At 65.6% G+C, this 19,817-nt stretch carries 15 protein-coding genes and 1 pseudogene; 12 read left to right on the top strand and 4 right to left on the bottom strand.

Annotation, left to right across the window (positions count from 1 at the left end):
- Positions 1–13: 13 nt before the first annotated feature.
- The 11 genes from algK (at position 14) to IRZ56_RS07685 (ending at position 13,775) form a co-directional block, all read left to right on the top strand.
- On the top strand, positions 14–1,576 hold the full coding sequence (algK, locus tag IRZ56_RS07635; RefSeq protein WP_230390348.1) for an alginate biosynthesis TPR repeat lipoprotein AlgK: 1,563 nt from the start codon (positions 14–16) through the stop codon (positions 1,574–1,576).
- Entirely contained in the window at positions 1,573–3,051 is a 1,479-nt protein-coding gene (locus tag IRZ56_RS07640) for an alginate export family protein (protein WP_196144390.1), read from the top strand. Before algK ends, IRZ56_RS07640 begins: the two co-directional genes overlap by 4 nt.
- A 19-nt stretch (positions 3,052–3,070) precedes the next feature.
- Positions 3,071–4,633: a mannuronan 5-epimerase AlgG gene (gene algG / locus IRZ56_RS07645; protein ID WP_196144391.1), complete on the top strand. Its 1,563-nt coding sequence runs from the start codon at positions 3,071–3,073 to the stop codon at positions 4,631–4,633.
- 13 nt (positions 4,634–4,646) lie between these two features.
- Positions 4,647–6,092 carry an alginate O-acetyltransferase gene (locus IRZ56_RS07650; RefSeq protein ID WP_196144392.1) on the top strand — a complete coding sequence of 482 codons (1,446 nt, stop codon included), beginning with the start codon at positions 4,647–4,649 and terminating at the stop codon, positions 6,090–6,092.
- A gap of 7 nt (positions 6,093–6,099) precedes the next feature.
- Entirely contained in the window at positions 6,100–7,206 is a 1,107-nt protein-coding gene (locus tag IRZ56_RS07655) for a mannuronate-specific alginate lyase (RefSeq protein WP_196144393.1), read from the top strand.
- 188 nt (positions 7,207–7,394) lie between these two features.
- The gene (locus IRZ56_RS07660; protein WP_196144394.1) at positions 7,395–8,852 is read left to right on the top strand and encodes an MBOAT family O-acyltransferase; all 1,458 of its coding nucleotides are present in this window, start codon (positions 7,395–7,397) and stop codon (positions 8,850–8,852) included.
- A gap of 10 nt (positions 8,853–8,862) precedes the next feature.
- A complete protein-coding gene (locus IRZ56_RS07665) occupies positions 8,863–10,020 on the top strand; it encodes an alginate O-acetyltransferase (RefSeq protein WP_196144395.1) in 1,158 nt (385 codons plus the stop codon).
- A gap of 7 nt (positions 10,021–10,027) precedes the next feature.
- The gene (locus IRZ56_RS07670) at positions 10,028–10,681 is read left to right on the top strand and encodes an alginate O-acetyltransferase AlgF (RefSeq protein ID WP_230381313.1); all 654 of its coding nucleotides are present in this window, start codon (positions 10,028–10,030) and stop codon (positions 10,679–10,681) included.
- A gap of 33 nt (positions 10,682–10,714) precedes the next feature.
- Entirely contained in the window at positions 10,715–12,169 is a 1,455-nt protein-coding gene (locus IRZ56_RS07675) for a mannose-1-phosphate guanylyltransferase/mannose-6-phosphate isomerase (protein WP_196144397.1), read from the top strand.
- 189 nt (positions 12,170–12,358) lie between these two features.
- Positions 12,359–12,823, top strand: a complete 465-nt coding sequence (locus IRZ56_RS07680) for a multidrug transporter (RefSeq protein WP_196144398.1) — start codon at positions 12,359–12,361, stop codon at positions 12,821–12,823.
- A 127-nt stretch (positions 12,824–12,950) separates the two neighbouring features.
- On the top strand, positions 12,951–13,775 hold the full coding sequence (locus IRZ56_RS07685; RefSeq protein WP_196144399.1) for an SDR family oxidoreductase: 825 nt from the start codon (positions 12,951–12,953) through the stop codon (positions 13,773–13,775).
- A 135-nt stretch (positions 13,776–13,910) separates the two neighbouring features.
- Here IRZ56_RS07685 and IRZ56_RS07690 read toward each other — a convergent pair whose 3' ends face one another.
- The 4 genes and pseudogenes from IRZ56_RS07690 to IRZ56_RS07705 form a co-directional block, all read right to left on the bottom strand.
- Positions 13,911–15,350 (bottom strand): efflux transporter outer membrane subunit, encoded by a 1,440-nt coding sequence (locus tag IRZ56_RS07690; protein ID WP_196144400.1) that lies wholly within the window; start codon positions 15,348–15,350, stop codon positions 13,911–13,913.
- Positions 15,347–16,407, bottom strand: a pseudogene (locus tag IRZ56_RS07695) (HlyD family secretion protein). The gene IRZ56_RS07690 and the pseudogene IRZ56_RS07695 overlap by 4 nt, the downstream one beginning before the upstream one ends.
- 28 nt (positions 16,408–16,435) lie before the next feature.
- On the bottom strand, positions 16,436–17,974 hold the full coding sequence (locus IRZ56_RS07700) for an MFS transporter (protein WP_196144401.1): 1,539 nt from the start codon (positions 17,972–17,974) through the stop codon (positions 16,436–16,438).
- Positions 17,975–18,189: 215 nt separating this feature from the next.
- The gene (locus IRZ56_RS07705; protein WP_196144402.1) at positions 18,190–19,098 is read right to left on the bottom strand and encodes a LysR family transcriptional regulator; all 909 of its coding nucleotides are present in this window, start codon (positions 19,096–19,098) and stop codon (positions 18,190–18,192) included.
- Positions 19,099–19,347: 249 nt separating this feature from the next.
- On the opposite strand from IRZ56_RS07705, the gene IRZ56_RS07710 reads away from it, so the two are divergent.
- On the top strand, positions 19,348–19,794 hold the full coding sequence (locus IRZ56_RS07710) for a universal stress protein (protein WP_196144403.1): 447 nt from the start codon (positions 19,348–19,350) through the stop codon (positions 19,792–19,794).
- Positions 19,795–19,817: the final 23 nt, after the last annotated feature.

A 19,817-nucleotide genomic window follows, 5' to 3' on the forward strand; every position in this document is an offset into this window, starting at 1 on the left:
GAGGGATCGGACCATGAACCCTTCGAACCATATTATTCCGTTGGAATCGGTGTCGCCTGGACTGCGAGGGCTTTGCCCTCGTTCGTGGCACAAGGCCGCTCCTACAGGGGCCGAGTCGACCGCCCTTCCTGTGGGAGCGGGCTTGCCCCGCGATCGAGCGCGCAGCGCTCGCCCATTGGCATGGTGTGGCCTGGCCCTGGCCGTCGCCCTGGCCGGCTGTTCCGGCCTGCCCGACCAGCGCCTGGCCAACGAAGCCATGAAGCGCGGCGATACCGCGCTGGCCGAACGCAATTACAAGGCCCTGGCCGACCTGGGCTACAGCGATGCCCAGGTGGGCCTGGCCGATATCCAGGTCGCCACCCGCGACCCGGCCCAGCTCAAGCAGGCCGAGGCCACCTACCGCGCCGCCGCGGCCACTTCGCCGCGCGCCCAGGCTCGCCTCGGCCGCCTGCTGGTGGCCAAACCCGACGCCACCCAGGCCGAGCGCCAGGAAGCCGAGACCCTGCTCAAGCTCGCAGCGCAACAAGGTGAGACCAACACCCTGATCCCCTTGGCGATGCTCTACCTGCAATACCCGCAGAGCTTCCCCAACGTGAACGCCCAGCAGCAGATCGACCAGTGGCGCGCCGCGGGCAACCCCGAGGCGGGCCTGGCCCAGGTGCTGCTCTATCGCACCCAGGGCACCTACGACCAGCACCTGGGCGATGTGGAGAAGATCTGCAAGGCCGCGCTGAACACCACCGATATCTGCTATGTGGAACTGGCCACCGTCTACCAGAAGCGTGCCCAGCCCGACCAGCAGGCCGCGCTGATCCAGCAGCTCAAGGCCGCCTATGGCAGCGGCGCGGTACCCGCCACCCGGGTCGACAGCGTCGCCCGTGTCCTGGCCGACCGCAGCCTGGGCCAGACCGACGAGAAGACCGCCAAGGAACTGCTCGAGCAAGTGGCACCGGTCAACCCGGCCTCCTGGGTGAGCCTGGCGCAACTGGTGTACGACTTCCCCGAGCTTGGCGACAACGACCAACTGCTGGCCTACATCGACAAAGGCCGCGAGGCCGAACAGCCTCGCGCCGAACTGCTGCTGGGCCGCCTCTACTACGAAGGCAAGACCCTGCCGGCCGATGCCAAGAAGGCCGAGCAGCACCTGCAGGCGGCCGCCGATGCCGGCGAGATCAGCGCCCACTACTACCTCGGCCAGCTGTATCGCCGCGGCTACCTGGGCCACGTCGAGCCGCAGAAGGCCGTCGACCACCTGCTCAGCGCCGCCCGTGGCGGCCAGCTCAGTGCCGACTACGCCCTGGCCCAGCTGTTCAGCGAAGGCCACGGCATCCGCCCGGCACCGGCCAACGCCTGGGTATTCGCCCAGCTGGCCCAGGCCAACCCTACACCCCAGTCGGCCGAGTTGCTGCAACAGCTCGACCAGCAACTGACACCCGAGCAACGCAGCCAGGCCCAGCAACTGCTGGACCAGGAAAAGCAGGCGCGCGGCAGCATGGCCCAGGTCGGCAACAGCACCCTGGCCCAAGAAGCCCTGCAAGACGAAGAAAAAGAAGTAGACGGTGAGGACTCGCTATGACGCTCAATCCATTCGTGAAAGCCGGCATTGGCCTGAGCTTCGCCCTGCTGTGGTCCTGCCCGACCCTGGCGGAAATGACAGCCGACAAAAACTTCGGCTTGGACATCAAGATCACCGGCCAGTCCGAGGACGACCGCGACCTGGGCACCCGCTCCGGCGGCGACGTGAACGGCCTGGGCCTTGACCTGCGCCCCTGGGTGTACGGCGAGCGTGGCAACTGGAGCGCCTTCGCCATGGGCCAGGCGGTGGCCGCCACCGACATCATCGAGACCGACACTCTGCGCCAGTCCGACGACGGCAGCACCGTGGACAACGCCGACGACGGTCGCAAGCCCGACAAGAGCTACCTGGCGATGCGCGAGTTCTGGGTCGGCTACAGCGGCTTCACCCCGTACCCAGGCGAGCAGCTGCGCTTCGGTCGCCAGCGCCTGCGCAGCGACGACGGCATGTGGCGCGATACCAACATCGAAGCGCTGAACTGGACCTTCGACACCACCCTGCTCAAGGCCGACCTGGGCGTGGCCCAGCGCTTCAGCGAATACCGCACCGACCTCACCGAGCTGGCGCCCGAAGACAAGGACCGCACCCACGTCTACGGCAACGTCGCCACCCAATGGACGCCGGGGCACTGGGTTGGCGTACGCGCCCACCACACCCACGACAGCGGCAGCCTGAAAGACCCGGGCGAGACCGTCGACGCGCTGGACAAGACCCGCACCGGCGACCTCACCTGGCTGGGCCTGGAGGCCAACAGCGACGCCTACAACTGGCGCAACGACCACACCGTCAACTACTGGGGCAGCGTCACCTGGCTGACCGGCGATCGCGACAGCCTCAGCAGCCAGACCGTGGGCAATGAACAGGTCGCCACCGGCAAGCAGAGCGGCGACGTCAATGCCTGGGCCACCGACTTGGGCGTGCGCCTGCGCCTGAACCCCAACTGGCAAGTCGGTGCGGCCTATGCCCGCGGCAGCGGCGGTGGCGGCAGCGACGGCTCGAGCAACTACGAACAGACCGGCCTTGAGAGCAACCGCTCCAACTACACCGGCACCCGTTCGCGCGTGCACCGCTTCGGCGAAGCCTTCCGTGGCGAGCTGGGCAACCTGCAAGCGGCCACCCTGTTCGCCTCCTGGCAGCTGCGCGACGACTACGACGCAAGCTTCATCTACCACAAGTTCTGGCGCGTCGATGACCAGCAGAACATCGGCTCCAGCGGCATCAACGCGGTGGTCGAGGACAACGGCGTGAACCGTCCGCTGATCAACGGTGAGAAGGACCTGGGCCAGGAGATGGACGTGGTGGTCACCAAGTACTTCAAGCAGGGCCTGCTGCCGGCCTCGCTGAGCCAGTCGATCGACGAGCCTTCGGCCCTGGTGCGCCTGCGTGCCGGCGTGTTCAAGCCAGGCGACGCCTACGGCAGCGAGACCGACTCGTACATGCACCGCGCCTTCGTCGACGTGATCTGGCGCTACTGAGGCCCGGGAGAGGACACTCATGAACCTTCACCCGAATTTCCGCCACGGCCTGTTGGCCAGTGCCCTGCTGCTCGCCAGCAGCGGCCTGGCCCTGGCCGAGCCGACCAAGCCGGTGGTCAAGGAACTGCAGCAGGCCAAGACCTACACAGTCTCCAGCGCTCCGGTCGAGCCCCTGCACATGGACCCGCCCAAGCTGCCCGACCTCACAGGCTTCACCGCCGAGGCGGTGCAGAAGAAGCTCGATCGCAGCCGCAAGGGTAAGGTCAGCGTACGCCGGATGCTCCAGGAAGAGTCGCTCAAGGAATTCATCGGCGGCGACAACAAGGGCGCCGAATGGGTTCGGCGCCAGCACGGCATCCCCCAGGCGATTTTCGTCGACGACGGGCATGTCGACCTGGTGCAGTTGAGCAAGCAGGTGCCCAAGCAGTACCTGCGCGAAACCGAACCGGGCGTGTACCTGGCGCGCCTGCCCATCGTGGTCGGCCAGAAAGGCGTGCTGGAAATCAACGGCAAGGTCAAGGAGCTGCGCCTATCCCAGGAGGGTGGTTCGTTCATCGTCAACGACGGCAAACTGTTCGTCACCGATACCCAGGTCACCGGCTGGCGCGAGCAGGCCAACGGCCCGGCCACGTTCCGCAAGCCGGACGAGTTCCGCCCGTTCCTGCTGTCCTGGGGGGGCACCGAGACCTACATCGTCAATACCAAGATGGCCAGCTTCGGCTACGCCAAGAGTAAGTCGTACGGGGTGAGTATTTCCCAGTACACGCCGAACATGGCCAAGCGCATGGGCCGCCCGGAACCCACCGGCTGGATCATCGGCTCGGAGTTCAGCGACATGTGGTACGGCTTCTACTGCTACGAGACCCAGGACTTCGTGGTCAAGGACAACACCTACCGCGACAACATCGTCTATGGCATCGACCCCCATGACCGCTCGCACCGCCTGATCATCGCCGGCAACACCGTGTACGGCACCAAGAAGAAGCACGGGATCATCATCTCCCGTGAGGTCAACGACAGCTGGATCATCAACAACAAGAGCTACGACAACAAGCTCTCCGGCGTGGTCCTGGACCGTAACAGCGTCAACAACCTGGTCGCCTACAACGAGATCTACCGCAACCACACCGACGGCATCACCTTGTACGAGAGCGGCGACAACCTGATCTGGGGCAACAAGCTGATCAACAACCGCCGCCACGGCATTCGCGTGCGTAACAGCGTGAACATCCGCCTATACGAGAACGTCGCCATGGCCAACGGCCTGGTCGGTGTATACGGGCACATCAAGGACCTTTCCGATACCGACCGCGACATCGCCCTCGACCCGTTCGACACCAAGGTCTCGCTGATCGTCGTCGGCGGCGAGCTGGCGGCCAACGGTTCCGGCCCGCTGTCGATCGACTCGCCGTTGTCGGTGGAACTGTACAAGGTCTCCATGCTGGCGCCACGCAAGTCCAACGGCATCAGCCTCAATGGCGTGCTGGGCGAGCGCCAGGACGAAATCCTCGACCTGCTGGTGCGCCAGCAGAAGGCTGTGCTGATCGACCCGGTCGAACGCCAGGCCGAAATGATCGACTAAGGAAGCCCAGACCATGACCCCACACCTGATGAAATTGCTCGGCCTGTCCGCTGCCCTCCTGGCCATCAGCCAGGGCGTGCGCGCCGCCGACGTGCAGGCCCCGAGCTTCACCGCCGAGCCTTGCTGCCAGCTGTGCCCCGAGGCCCACGACGCCAGCCGCTACGTGACCCGCTACCAGCAGAACTTCACCACCTTGGTGCAGGCCCAGGGCGACTGGCTGTTCCGTACCCGTGAAGACCTGCGCACCGAGTTCAGCACCACCCCGGCCGGCTACAAGCGCCTGCAGCAGGTGCACGATGCGTTCAAGAAGCGCGGCATCGAGCTGGTGCTGGTATACCAGCCGACCCGTGGCCTGGTGAACCGCAACATGCTCAACCCGGCCGAGAAAGCCGCCTTCGACTACCAGAAGGCCCTGGGCAACTACCGCGCCATGCTCCAGCGCTTCGCCAAGATGGGCTACAACGTGCCCGACCTGTCGCCGCTGACCAACGAGCAACTGGCCGCAGCCGACCAGGGCAAGGACTTCTACTTCCGCGGCGACCAGCACTGGACGCCGTACGGCGCCGAACGCGCGGCCAAGATCGTGGCCGACACCGTGCATGACATGCCGGCCTTCGAAGGCATCCCGCGCAAGGAATTCGAGACCCACAAGTCCGGGCGCATGGGCAAGACCGGCACCCTGCACAACGTTGCCGGCCAGCTGTGCGGCACCAGCTATGCGGTGCAGTACATGGACCAGTTCGCCACCGAACCCAAGGGCGGTGCCAGCGGTGGCGACGACCTGTTCGGCGACTCGGGCAATGCCCAGATCACCCTGGTCGGCACCAGCCACAGCGGCAAGAACTACAACTTCTCCGGCTTCCTGCAGCAGTACATCGGTGCCGACGTGCTCAACGTCGCCTTCCCCGGTGGCGGCCTGGAAGGCTCGATGATCCAGTACCTGGGCAGCGAGGAGTTCCAGAAGAACCCACCCAAGATCCTGATCTGGGAATTCTCCCCGCTCTACCGCCTGGACCAGGAAACCATCTGGCGCCAGATCCTCGCCCTGCTCGACGACGGCTGTGACGGCCGCCCTGCGCAGATGAGCGCCAGCGCCACCCTCAAGCCCGGCAAGAACGAGCTGATGGTCAATGGCAAGAACGGCGTGATCAAGGACCTGATCAACCGCAACCTGCAGATGGACATCAAGTTCGAGGACCCCTCGGTCAAGGTACTGCAGGCCACCCTCTGGTACCTCAACGGCCGCCACGAGGACATCAAGATCGAAAAACCGGAGACCTCCGATACCGATGGCCGCTTCGTCTTCCAGATGCGCGAGGACGAAGACTGGGCTGACCAGAACCTGCTCGCCCTCGAAGTCCAGGGGCCAGAAAACGGTACCCAGAAGGTCGAGGCCAAGCTGTGCAAACGCAACAACTTCGCCGGCCATGCGCAAAGCACAGCGCAAGCCGGCCAGTGAGGCGACCATGACTCCATTGCGCAAGATCATCACCCCCGCCCTGCTCGCCCTGGCCCTGTTCGGCCCGGCCGCGCAGGCCGGCGGCCTGGTGCCTCCACAGGGGTACTACGCCGGGATCGAAAAGCTCAAGACCAAGGACGGCAACTTCCGCTGCGAACCGGCGCCAAGGCCCTACACCGGCGCCTTGCAGTTCCGCAGCAAGTACGAAGGCTCCGACAAGGCGCGGGCGACGTTCAATGCCGCCTCCGACAAGGCCTTTCGCAAGTCCACCGAGGACATCACCACCCTCGAGCGCGGCGTGAGCAAGATGGTCGGTCAGTACATGCGCGACGGCCGCCCGGCGCAGCTGGATTGCACCCTGACCTGGCTCGGTACCTGGGCCCGGGCCGGGGCACTGGAGTCCACCGACTACAACCACACCGGCAAGTCCATGCGCAAATGGGCGCTGGGCAGCATGAGCGGTTCGTGGCTGCGCCTGAAATTCTCCAATTCCCAGCCGCTGGCCGCGCACCAGGCCGAGGCCGAGCTGATCGAGAAATGGCTGGCGCGCCTGGCCGAACAGACCGTGCGCGACTGGAGCGACCTGCCGCTGGAGAAGATCAACAACCACAGCTACTGGGCGGCCTGGGCGGTCATGGCCACCGCCGTGGCCACCGACCGGCGCGACCTGTTCGACTGGGCGGTGAAGGAATACAAGGTCGGCGCCAACCAGGTCGATGAGCAGGGCTTCCTGCCCAACGAGCTCAAGCGCAAGCAGCGCGCCCTGGCCTACCACAACTATGCCCTGCCGCCGCTGGCGATGGTCGCGAGCTTCGCCCAGGCCAACGGTGTGGACCTGCGTGGCGAGAACAACAACGCCTTGCATCGCCTGGGCCAAAAAGTGCTTTACGGCGCCCGCGACCCGAGCGCGTTCAAGAAGCGCAACGGCGAGAAGCAGGACATGAAGGACCTGAAGGTCGACAGCAAGTACGCCTGGCTCGAACCGTGGTGCAGCTTGTACCAGTGCAGCGGCGACACCCTCAAGCGCAAGCGCGGCATGCAGCCGTTCAACAATTTCCGCCTGGGTGGCGACTTGACGCGGGTCTACGACCCGAGCGCGCAAAGCAAGAAGTAACACAAAAACCTGTGGGAGCCGGCTTGCCGGCGATGGGCCGCCCAACGGCCCCGGACTACCGCTGAGCAAGGCTTCGCCTTGCATCGCCGGCAAGCCAGCTCCCACCGGTACCTGGTTGCTCCCCGTCTTCGGACTGGGGGGTTTGGGGGGCGTTTTGCCCCGGTTGATGAACGACAAGGAGAACCCGGATGGTCTTTTCGTCCAACGTGTTCCTGTTCCTGTTCCTGCCGATATTCCTCGGTCTGTACTACTTGAGCGGGCAACGCTATCGCAACCTGCTGCTGCTGATCGCCAGCTATATCTTCTATGCCTGGTGGCGGGTGGATTTCCTTGCCCTGTTCGCCGGGGTCACGCTGTGGAACTACTGGATCGGCCTGAAAGTCGGCGCCGCCGGCGTGCGCACCAAGCCAGCCCAACGCTGGCTGCTGCTGGGCGTGGGCGTCGACTTGGCGATCCTGGGCTATTTCAAGTACGCCAACTTCGGCGTCGACAGCCTCAACGCGATCATCACCTCGTTCGGCATGCAGCCGTTCATCCTCACCCACGTGCTGCTGCCGATCGGTATCTCGTTCTATATCTTCGAGTCGATCAGCTACATCATCGACGTGTACCGCGGCGATACACCGGCCACGCGCAACCTGATCGACTTCGCGGCCTTCGTGGCGATCTTCCCGCACCTGATCGCCGGCCCCGTGCTGCGCTTCAAGGACCTGGTCGACCAGTTCAACAACCGCACCCACACCCTGGACAAGTTCTCCGAAGGCTGCACCCGCTTCATGCAGGGCTTCATCAAGAAAGTGTTCATCGCCGACACCCTGGCGGTGGTCGCCGACCACTGCTTCGCCTTGCAGAACCCCACCACGGGCGATGCCTGGCTCGGCGCGCTGGCCTACACCGCGCAGCTGTACTTCGACTTCTCCGGCTACAGCGACATGGCCATCGGCCTGGGGCTGATGATGGGCTTCCGCTTCATGGAGAACTTCAAGCAGCCGTACATCAGCCAGTCGATCACCGAGTTCTGGCGGCGCTGGCACATCAGCCTGTCCACCTGGCTGCGCGACTACCTGTACATCACCCTGGGCGGTAACCGCAAAGGCACCTTCAACACCTACCGCAACCTGTTCCTGACCATGCTGCTGGGTGGTCTGTGGCACGGTGCCAATTTCACCTACATCATCTGGGGCGCCTGGCACGGCACCTGGCTCGCCATCGAACGCGCCCTGGGCCTGGACACCAACCCGCAGCGCTTCAACCCGGTCAAGTGGGCCTTCACTTTCCTGCTGGTGGTGATCGGCTGGGTGATCTTCCGCGCCGAGAACCTCCACGTGGCCGGCCGCATGTACGGCGCCATGTTCAGCTTCGGCGACTGGCAGCTGTCGGAACTCAACCGCGCCCAACTCACCGGTCTTCAGGTCGCGACCCTGGTGGTGGCCTACGTCACCCTGGCGGTGTTCGGCCTGCGCGACTTCTACCGCAACGCCAAGCCCACGCCCAAGCCGACCCCGGTGCAGATCAACGCCGACGGCTCCATAGGCCTGGACTGGACCCGCGTCATGACCCGCGCCCTGGTCCTGCTGCTGTTCGTTGCCTCGGTGCTCAAGCTCTCGGCACAGAGCTACTCACCGTTCCTCTACTTCCAGTTCTGAGGCCTGAATCATGAACCGGACACTACGCATCACCTATTCGCTGTCGTTCCTGGGCCTGCTGACCGGGCTCGGTGCCTGGTCGGTGGGTGGCCTTGAGAGCTTCAACCGTACCGAGCAGATGACCCTGCTCAACGGCAAGCTGGCCAAGGCCGCCGAGACCCATTACGACGAGCAGTTCCCGATCAAGCGCATCGGCACCAACCTGTGGGCCGCGCTGGACTTCAAGCTGTTCAACGAAGGCCGCCCGGGCGTGGTATTGGGCCGCGACCAGTGGCTGTTCACCGACGAGGAGTTCAAGCCTACCGCTGGCGCCGAGCAACTGATGCAGGAAAACCTGGCGCTGATCCGTGGCGTGCGCGACACCCTGCAGCGCCACGGCACCCAGCTGGTACTGGCGATCGTCCCGGCGAAGGCTCGGGTCTATTCGGAGTACCTGGGCAAGGCCCTGCCAGCCAGCCTGCATAGCGACCTGTACAACCAGTTCCACGCCCAGGCCCGCCAGGCCGGCGTGTTCGCTCCGGACCTGATGGCCCCGATGGAGCAGGCCAAGGCCCGCGGCCAGGTATTCCTGCGCACCGACACCCACTGGACGCCCATGGGCGCCGAAGTCGCGGCCCAGGCCCTGGCCGAGGCGGTATCGCGCCAGAACCTGCTCAACGGCGATCCGCAGCAGTTCATTACCGAGGCCGGCGGCACCAGCCCGTACAAAGGCGACCTGACCAACTTCCTGCCGCTCGACCCGCTGTTCAGCAACCTTTTGCCGAGCCCGGACAACCTGCAGCAACGCACCACCCGACCGGCCGAGGCCGCGGGTGAATCAGGCGATGCACTGTTCGCCGAAACCCAGATCCCGGTGGCGCTGGTTGGCACCAGCTACAGCGCCAACCCGCACTGGAACTTCCTCGGCGCCCTGCAGCAGGCACTGCGCAGCGACGTGGCCAACTACGCCGAAGACGGCCACGGCCCGCTGCTGCCGATGCTCAAGTACCTGCAGAGCGACGCCTTCAAGGACAACGCCCCGCAAGTGGTGGTGTGGGAATTCCCGGAACGTTATCTGCCAATGAAGAACGACCTCAGCGCATTCGATCCGCAGTGGATCGCGCAGCTGAAGAACACCCGCAAATCCGAAGAAAACCTGGCTCTGTCGTCCAATCGGACGGTTCACTGAAGAGGACATGCACATGACCAACAAACCTTCCTTCGCCAAAGCGTTCACCCTCGCGGCAGGCCTGTCCCTGCTCTCCCTGCAGGCCCTCGCCGGCGCCGATGCGGCGCTCTATGGCCCAAGCGCGCCGAAGGGCTCGACCTTCGTGCGCCTGTACAACGCCGCAAGCGCCCCGGCCGCAGCGTCCGTGGGCAACACCCAGATCAAGCAGGTCGGCGCCCAGGCCAGCAGCGACTTCAGCTTCCTGCCAGGCGGTGACTACACCGCCCAGGTCGGCGGCAAGAGCGTCCCGGTCAAGCTGGCCGCGGACAAGTACTACACCCTGGTCAACAACGCCAGCGGCACCCCGCAGCTGATCGAGGAGCCACCGTTCAAGAACAAGCAGAAGGCCCTGGTGCGGGTGCAGAACCTCACCGACCAGTCGCTGACCCTCAAGACCGCCGACGGCAAGACCGAAGTGGTCAAGACCGTGGCCGCCAACGGCCGTGGCGAGCGTGAGATCAACCCGGTCAAGGTCAACCTGGCCCTGTACGAAGGCGACAAGAAGGTCAGCGACCTCAAGCCTGTCGCCCTCGAGCGCGGCGAAGCGGCAGTGCTCTATGTCACCGGTTCCGGCAGCAGCCTGTCGCCGGTCTGGGTCACCCGCCCAGTCGCCAGCAACTGATCCAAGCCCCTATCGACCTTTTGGAGAAACATCATGATCCCGGTAATTCTTTCTGGTGGTAGCGGTTCGCGTCTGTGGCCTCTGTCGCGCAAGCAGTTCCCCAAGCAGTTCCTGGCCCTGACCGGTGAACACACCCTGTTCCAGCAGACCCTCCAGCGCCTGGTGTTCGAAGGCATGGATGCACCCATCGTGGTGTGCAACAAAGACCACAAATTCATCGTCCAGGAGCAGCTGGCCGGCCTGAACTTGCAGACCCAGGGCCTTTTGATGGAGCCCTTCGGCCGCAACACTGCTCCAGCGGTGGCCATGACCGCCATGAAGCTGGTCAACGAAGGCCGTGACGAGCTGATGCTGGTACTGCCAGCCGACCATGTGATCGAGGACCAGAAGGCCCTGCAGCGCGCCCTGGCCCTGGCCACCGTGGCGGCCGAGCGCGGCGAGATGGTGCTGTTCGGCGTGCCGGCGACCAAGCCCGAGACCGGCTACGGCTACATCCGCTCCAGCCAGGATGCCCTGCTGCCCGAAGGCGTGGCGCGTGTGGCGCAATTCGTCGAGAAGCCTGACGAGAAACGCGCCAACGAGTTCGTCCGTGCCGGAGGCTACTTCTGGAACAGCGGCATGTTCCTGTTCCGCGCCAGCCGCTTCCTCGAAGAGCTGAAGAAGCACGACCCGGACATCTACGACACCTGCCTGCTGGCCCTGGAGCGCAGCGAGGAAGACGGCGACACCCTGAGCATCGATGCCGCCACCTTCGCCTGCTGCCCGGACAACTCCATCGACTACGCGGTGATGGAAAAGACCCAGCGCGCCTGCGTGGTGCCGCTGTCGGCCGGCTGGAGCGACGTAGGTTGCTGGTCGTCGCTGTGGGAAGTGCACGACAAGGACGCCGACGGCAACGTCACCAAGGGCGACGTGGTGGTGCAGGACAGCCGCAACTGCATGATCCATGGCAACGGCAAGCTGGTATCGGTGATCGGCCTGGAGAACATCGTCGTGGTCGAGACCAAGGACGCCATGATGATCGCCCACAAGGACAAGGTCCAAGGCGTGAAGCAACTGGTCAACACCCTCGACCAGCAGGGCCGCAGCGAAACCCAGAACCACCTCGAGGTGTATCGCCCATGGGGCTCGTACGACTCGGTGGACATGGGTGGCCGCTTCCAGGTCAAGCACATCACCGTCAAGCCGGGCGCGAGCCTGTCGCTGCAGATGCACCACCACCGTGCCGAGCACTGGATCGTGGTATCGGGCACGGCCGAGGTGACCTGTGACGAGAACGTGTTCCTGCTCACCGAGAACCAGTCGACCTACATCCCCATCGCCTCGATCCACCGCCTGCGCAACCCGGGCAAGATCCCGCTGGAGATCATCGAAGTGCAGTCCGGCAGCTACCTGGGCGAGGACGACATCGAGCGCTTCGAGGATGTCTACGGGCGTACTTCCACGCCAGTGGAGCGTGGGGTTTCGGTGAAGACCATCGCGCAGTAAGTGGGACCCTGGGGCCGCTTTGCGGCCCTTTCGCGGCACAAGGCCGCTCCTACAGAGGTCTGCCGTTGTGCAGGGCTCTGTAGGAGCGGCCTTGTGCCGCGAAAGGAGGGCAACGCCCTCCCGCTTTTGAGCCCTCCCCGTTTTCCAGCTAGGATGACCTGACCCGCTGCAACAAGGTCTAACCCCGCCATGCTCATCGGCGCCCTGCTCATCCTCACCTGGCTGGTATTGCTGCTGCGCTACCCTGCCAAGGCCCTGCCGATTTCCCTGGCCGCCGTGCTCGGCCTGGGGCTGGTGGCGCTGTGGGTGGTCTGGCAGGACACCCGCGAAGCCTCGCAACTGGCTCGCCTGGACCTGCGCCTGACCTACGCCCCCGACCAGTGCCCCGCCGACCGTGCCTTGCAGGTGCGCATGAAAAACGGCAACGATGTTCCCCTGACCGAATTGCGCTGGCGCGTCGCCGCCTACACCCCGGGCGATACCGTCAACCTGGCCGAGAACACCTACAACGCCCCGCGCTACCGCGGCCCCGGCGAACTGCAGCCCGGCGCCACCTGGACCGATTGCCTGCCCCTGCCGCCGCTGCGCGCCGGGTATCGTCCGCAGACGCTGGAGTTTCGGGCCGAGCACCTGCAAGGTACATTCGCCAATTGATCCACCGCCAGTACCGGCCCAATCGCCGGCAAGCCGGCTCCAACACCCTACTCTTGGTGGGAGCCCGCTTGCCGGCGATCGGGCCGGTATTGGCAACGCCTACTTTCCTTGATGACAGGCCTTCCCCATGCCCACTGTGCTGATCACCGGTTGCTCCAGCGGCATAGGCCGCGCCCTGGCCGAAGCCTTCCGTGACGCCGGCCACGAAGTCTGGGCCACGGCCCGCAAGCCCGAAGACGTCGAGCGACTGGCCGCCGCCGGCTTCGACGCCCGGCAGCTGGACGTGAACGACACCGACGCCCTGGCACGCCTGGCCGATGAGCTGGAGGATCGCCACGGCAGCCTGGACATGCTCATCAACAACGCTGGCTACGGCGCCATGGGGCCTTTGCTCGATGGCGGTGTCGAGGGCCTGCGCCACCAGTTCGAGACCAACGTCTTCGCCGTGGTTGGTGTGACCGGCGCGCTGTTCCCGCTGCTGCGCCGCGCACGCGGCCTGGTGGTGAACATCGGCAGCGTCTCCGGGGTGTTGGTCACCCCATTCGCCGGTGCCTACTGCGCGTCCAAGGCCGCCGTGAACGCCCTGAGCGATGCCCTGCGCCTGGAGCTGGCACCATTCGGCATCCGGGTGATGGAAGTGCAGCCTGGGGCGATCGCCTCGCAGTTCGCCAGCAACGCCCAGCGTCAGGCGGATGAGGTACTGGCCGCGGATTCGCCGTGGTGGCCATTGCGCGAATATGTCCAGGCCCGGGCGCGGGCTTCGCAGGACAGGCCGACACCGGCTGCGGTATTCGCCCAAGGGCTGCTGGCGGCTACCCGCAAGACGCCGACGCCCGCGCTGGTGCGCCTGGGCAATGGCAGCACGGCGCTGCCGCTGCTAGCCCGGTTGGTGCCGCGGCGGTTGCTGGACAAGGTGTTGCGCAAGCGGTTCGGGTTGCTGCGACCATTGTGAAATAGCGTCGCCTGCATCGGGGCAAGCCCGCCCCCACAGGTTCCCCGTAGGGCCTGATTTGTGGGAGTTCATGCAGAGAAGCAGTGTCTGGTGTGGGAGCGGGCTTGTCCCGCGATTGGGCCGCGCAGCGGCCCCTTACACCGGCTCGTCGAACGCCTGCCAGCCGCCGCCCAACGCCTTGTACAGCCCTACGAGCGCCTGGGCCACCGCCGCCGAACTGTCGATCCACTGCTCCTCGCTGGCCAACAACGCGCCCTGCACGCTCAACACGTTGAGGAAGTCCACCGCCCCTTCCACGTACTGGCGCTGTGCAGTTTCCAGGGCGATGCGGTTCTGTTTCACCGCCTCGGCCAGATGGTCGCGACGCAACTGGCTGGCGTTGTACAAGCGCAGCACATCGTCGATCTCGTGCCATGCCCCCAGCACCACCTTGCGGTAGTTCAACGCCGCCTCCTGCTGCTGGGCCTCGCGCAGTTCCAGCGTACCTTTCAAGCGCCCACCTTCGAAGATTGGCAACGACAGCTGCGGTCCGAAGGCGAAACGCCGCGCATCCCAGGCGCCGAAGTCGGACAGCTGCATGGCCTGGAAACCGACACTGCCCGACAGCCGGATGCTCGGGTAGAAGTCGGCCTTGGCCACGCCGATGCTGGCGGTGGCCGCATGCAGGCGCGCCTCGGCCTGGCGGATATCCGGGCGACGCTCGGCCAGCTCCGAAGGCAGGCCAATGGCGAACGACTGCCGTGGCGCCGGTAGCTCGCCAGCGGCCAGCAACTGGCTTTGCAGGCTGCGCGGCGGTTCGGCGGCGAGCAGGCTCAGAGCGTTGATCAGATCATCGCGCCGGGCTTCCAGGGTCGGCAGGCGGGCCTCGATGGACGCTACCTGGGCACTGGCCTGGGCCACGTCCAGGCGCGTGGCGACACCTTCGGCCTGGCGATCCTGGGAAAGCTCGAGGCTATGTCGGGCGACCTTGAGGTTGTCGCGGGTGATCTGCAAGGTGTGCTGCACCGCACGCAACTGGATATAGTCCCCGGCCGTTTCGGCCAACAGCGCCAGCAGCACACCGCGACGATCGTTCTCGGCCACTTCCACCGTGGCATCGGCCGCCTCGACCTGGCGGCGCACCCGGCCCCACAGGTCCAGCTCCCAACCGGCCACCAAGTCGCCCTGCCACAGGTTGAAGGCCGACTTGCCCGCCTTGCCGGACGGGTCGCTCAGGCCTTCGGCGCTGTTGCGCGCACGGCTGTAGCCAGCGTTCATGTCCACCGAGGGCGCCTCGTCGGCGGCCACGGTACTGCGCAAGGCACGGCTTTGCAGCAAGCGCGCGCTGGCCATCTGCAGATCGAGGTTGCGCTCGGCCACGCGCTGGATCAGCGCGCTCAGCTGGGCATCGTGGAAGCTGTCCCACCAGCGCAGCTCCAGGGGCTCGGCAGTGGGTTGGCTGGCGGCGGCCTCGCCCTGCACCGGCGACCAGGCCTGCGGTGCCTGGTGGTCGGGGCGCTGGAAGTCCGGGCCCAACGTGCAGCCGGCCAACAGCACCGCCAGCAACAAGGGGCTCAAGCGGGATGCAGGTTTCATCGCGCGCTCACCTCTTTGCCTCGAGCGTGTCGCCGTGGGTGTCGATGGTCGCCACCACCGACATGCCCACCCGCAGGCGCTCAAGCAGCGGCTGGCCGTCATCGAAGACGATCTTCACCGGAATGCGCTGGACCACCTTGGTGAAGTTGCCGGTGGCGTTGTCCGGCTTAACCGCGGCGAAGGTCACGCCGGTGGCCGGGGCAATGCTCTGGACATGGCCGTGCAATGTTTCGCCCGAGAAGGTATCGACACGGATGCTCACCGGCTGGCCGGGTTGCACGTGGGTCAGCTGGGTCTCCTGGAAGTTGCCGACCACATAGGCCTGCTGCAGCGGCACCACCGACAGTAGCCGCGCGCCCGGGTTGACGTAGGCGCCCACGCGCAGGGCGCGCTCGCCGACCATGCCATCCACCGGGGCGGTGATCTGGGTGTAGGAAAGGTCCAGCTGGGCTTTCTCGAGCCCCGCCTCGGCACGCTTGAGCTGGCCATCGGCGCTGGCCACCTGGGCGCTGAGGATATCCACCTGCTTGCGCGTGGCCACCAAGGCCGCCTGGGCATTGGCCAGGCGCGCACGGGCCTGGTCGACCCGGCTGCGCGCCTGCTGAGCATTCTGCACGGTGCCGGCGCCCTGTTCGGCCAGACGACTGTAGCGCTTGACCTCATGCTCGGCGAAGGCCACCTCGGCCTGCGCCGCCTTCACCGCGGCCTCGGCCTGGACGATCAGCGAGCCCTGGCGCTCGAGGGTGGCGCGGGCGTCGGCGCTCTGCGCCTTGGCCACCAGCAGCTGGGCCTGGGCGGCGTCCAGGGCAGCCTGGTAATCACGGGCATCGATGGTCGCCAGCAACTGCCCGGCCCTGACCTGCTGGTTATCCTCGACCAGCACTTGCTTGATGAAGCCCGCGACCTTGGGTGCGACCACGGTGTAGTCGGCGGTCACATAGGCGTCATTGGTGCTCTGTTCGTGGCCGCTGCCCAGCATCCAGGGCATCACCAGGGCGGCGAGCACGGCCACGGCCAGTGCCGAGCCGATCACGAGAGTCTTGCGGTTGTTCGTCATTTCAGCAGTCTCGAATTTCATCCAGGGCTCAGGCCACCGCACGCGGTGGGTAGACCCGGGTAGGCACGAAAGGAATCAGGCAGATCAGGGCCACGGCGACACCGGCCAGGATCAGGTAGAGGTCGGCCGAGGTCAGCACCAGGGCTTGTTCATGGATACGCTTGGCCAGGCCTGCGGCGTTGTCGTCGACCAACGGGGCGTTGCCCAGGCTGTCCACCAGGTGGTTGGAATGAAAATGCCTGCGCAGGGTGCCGAGGGCGTCCAGCAGGCCGGCAGCGATCACCGAGGCCAGGCCCTTGACGGTGTTGAACCAGCTCGAGGCGAATGGGCCTTCCTGCGGGGTCATGCCGTTGGTGGACAGCATCAGCAGCGGCAGCACAGCCATTGGCTGGCCGAACACCTGCAGAAGGTAGAACGGATAGAAGTCGCCCCGGATCCACTGCGAGGTCAGAAGGCTGCTGCCCAGGCAGCTCAGCGCCAGCATGCCCAGGCCCACGGCCAGCACCCAGCGGCAGTCCACCGCACGGATATTGCACAGCGCAGCCGTCAACGGCAGGGCGATCAATTGCGGCATGGCCACCAGCATCATCAGCGGGCTGGTCTGCGCCGGGCGATAACCTTGGATCTGCGCCAGGTACGCAGAGGGAATGCTGCCCACGCCCGACAGCACGATCAGCACGCCAGCCAGCGTCACCAAGGCAAAGCTCAGGTTGCGGCGCGACAACAGGCGCAGCTGGAAGAACGGCAGCGGTTCGGACCATTCGTTGTACATGAACAGCACCAGCAACAGCAGGCCACCGCCCAGCAACCAGCAGATCAGCGGCGAGTCGAACCAGCCCCAGCGGTCACCCAGCGACAGGCCCAGGACGATGCAACTGATGGCCGGCAGGCCAAGCACCACGCCGCGCCAGTCGAACTGCTTGAAGCGCTCCAGGCGCAGGGGGTCCTGGGGCAGGCCCCAGCCAACGCAGAACATGGCCAGGCCCGACGGCAGGATGATCTGCCAGAACGCCCATTGCCAACCGACGTACTCAGTCCACAGGCCCGCCAAGGGTGTGCCCAAGTTAGGGCCGAAGGTGGCGGTCAGGGCATAGCAGGCCAGGCCGTAGACCTTGATGCCCGGTGGCAGAAAACGCAGTGCCACGGTCATCAGCATCGGCGGCAGGGCGCCGGAGGCCAGGCCCTGGAGGATACGCAGCAGCATCAGGCTGTGCAGGTTCGGGGCGAAGGGCTGTACCAGACCAAGCACGGCGAACACGCCGATGGCGCACATTGTGAAGCGGCGCAGGGAGAAGGTGCCGGCCATCCAGGGCGCGAAGGCCATGGCCGAGACCGAGGCCGCCGAGTACACCGCCAGCAGCCAGGCGCCTTCATCGGCACCGATGCCCATGGCACCGCGGATGTCGGCCAGGGAAATCTTCGTCACCGCCTCGTTGAGACCGGCGCAAAGCACCGCCAGCAACACGCCGAACAGGCCGACCACCACCCGCACGCCGAACGCCGTTTGCGCCGGTGCGGCCGGTGCAGGGGCGGCGAGCACGGCGGAAGACGCGGACAGGGAACTCATGGACAGACATCTCCAGCAACAATTTAGGGCGCAAGAGAAGTCTAAAAAGGTCGAATGCTGACGAAAACTGACTTATTGGCAGTTTTATGTTGCGCTGGACGCAATCCAGAGTGTCAGTACCGACGCCATCGCCGGCAAGCCGGCTCCCACAGGGTCACCGCCAGCCTGTGGGAGCTGGCTTGCCAGCGATTGGGCCAGCACAGACAACCCAGAAATCAAGGATCGACGCTGCAACAGGCCTTCAACGTCTGGCGCAACCAGCGATGCGCTGGATCGTTCTGAAAGCGCGGGTGCCACGCCTGCATGACGGTCACCTGCTCGAGCGCCAAGGGGATCTGGAACGAGCGCAGCGGCAGCCCCAGCTTGTTCACACTGTTGAGGATGTTGGCCGGCATCGGCAGGATCAGGTCCGAATCGGGCAGCGAGAACATCGCCGAATGGAAACTCGGGGTGATCAATGCCACCCGTCGCTGCACTTTGTAGTTGGCCAACTCCACATCGATCGGCCCATTGGCCCGGCCACGTCGCGATACGCTGATCTGCGGGTAGGCGGCGAAGCGTTCCGGGGTGATCTGGGCGTCGAAGATCGGATGGTCGCGCCGGGCCAGGCCGATGTAGACGGTATGGAACAGGCTCTGCACCTTGATCTCCGGCCCCAGGTCGATGGTCGAGCTGATGATCAGATCTGTGCGCCCATCACGCAGCACGCTGTCGTCATCCCCACCTGGGCTCTCCGGGACGAACCTGAGCACGGTGCGCGGCGCCTGCTCGTGCATCATGCGCAGCAACTGGGCGCCATGGAGCGCGATGAACAGGTCGTTGGTGCGGATATTGAAGGCCCGGTCCAAGTTCGGCAGGTCCACGTCGTCGCCACTGCGAAACACCTGCCCGGCCTGTTCCACCAGGGCCGAGACTTGCTCACGCAGGGCCAGCGCCCGGGGTGTCGGCACCAGGCCGCGACCGGCGCGGACCAGGATCGGGTCGCCCAGGGCATCGCGAATCCGCCCCAAGGTGCGGCTCATCGCCGCCGGGCTCAGGTTCATGCGCTGGGCCGCACCGACCACGCTACCCTCGTCGAGCAGGGCATCGAGCGCGACAAGCAGGTTCATGTCTGGCAGTTGCATGGCCGTTTTCCGTGACAGCTGTGGGAAACGCGATGTTAACAGGTTGGTGGATTGCGTCTGGCGCAACGACGCCGTGCATGGCAGGCCATTTATTCGCAGGCGCAAAGCTTGAACAATGGCGTAGCCCCTATCGCCGGCAAGCCGGCTCCCACAGGCGCTTGCCGATGCAGCGCATGACCGGTGGGAGCTGGCTTGCCAGCGATTGGGCCGGAACTGCCAACCTAGCATTTGCAGCCTGAAGGAACCCCCATGCCCCGCCCGGTCCTGATCGCCATCGACGCCTTCCCCGCCACCCACGCCCTGCTCGACCTCGCCCACCGCTACTGCCGCCCGGGCGAGCATGAGCTGCATGTGCTGCTGGCCATCGACACGACCTTCGCCGTGCACGAGCGCCCGGCGGCCTACACCGCGCAGGAACAGGAGGAATACCCGGCCGCCTGCGAGGAACAGCGCCTGGCCGAGCAGGCCGTGGCCAGTGCCGTGCGCACCTTGCGCGAGACAGGTTTCGATTGCCATGGCAGCGTGGTCGCCGCGGAGCCGGTCGCTGCCATCGTCGAAAAAGCCCAGGCGCTGAAATGCGAGCTGATCATCATGGGCCACCGGCACCTGTCGCGGCTGGGGCGCTTGCTGGACCCTTCGATCAGCGCCAAGGTGATCGACCGGGTGCAGATGCCGGTTTTGGTGGGCGTCGCCTAGGTAGCTGGGGGCGCGCTGCGCCC

The organism is Pseudomonas guariconensis, assembly GCF_015680235.1.
GTDB classification, from domain to species: domain Bacteria; phylum Pseudomonadota; class Gammaproteobacteria; order Pseudomonadales; family Pseudomonadaceae; genus Aquipseudomonas; species Aquipseudomonas guariconensis_A.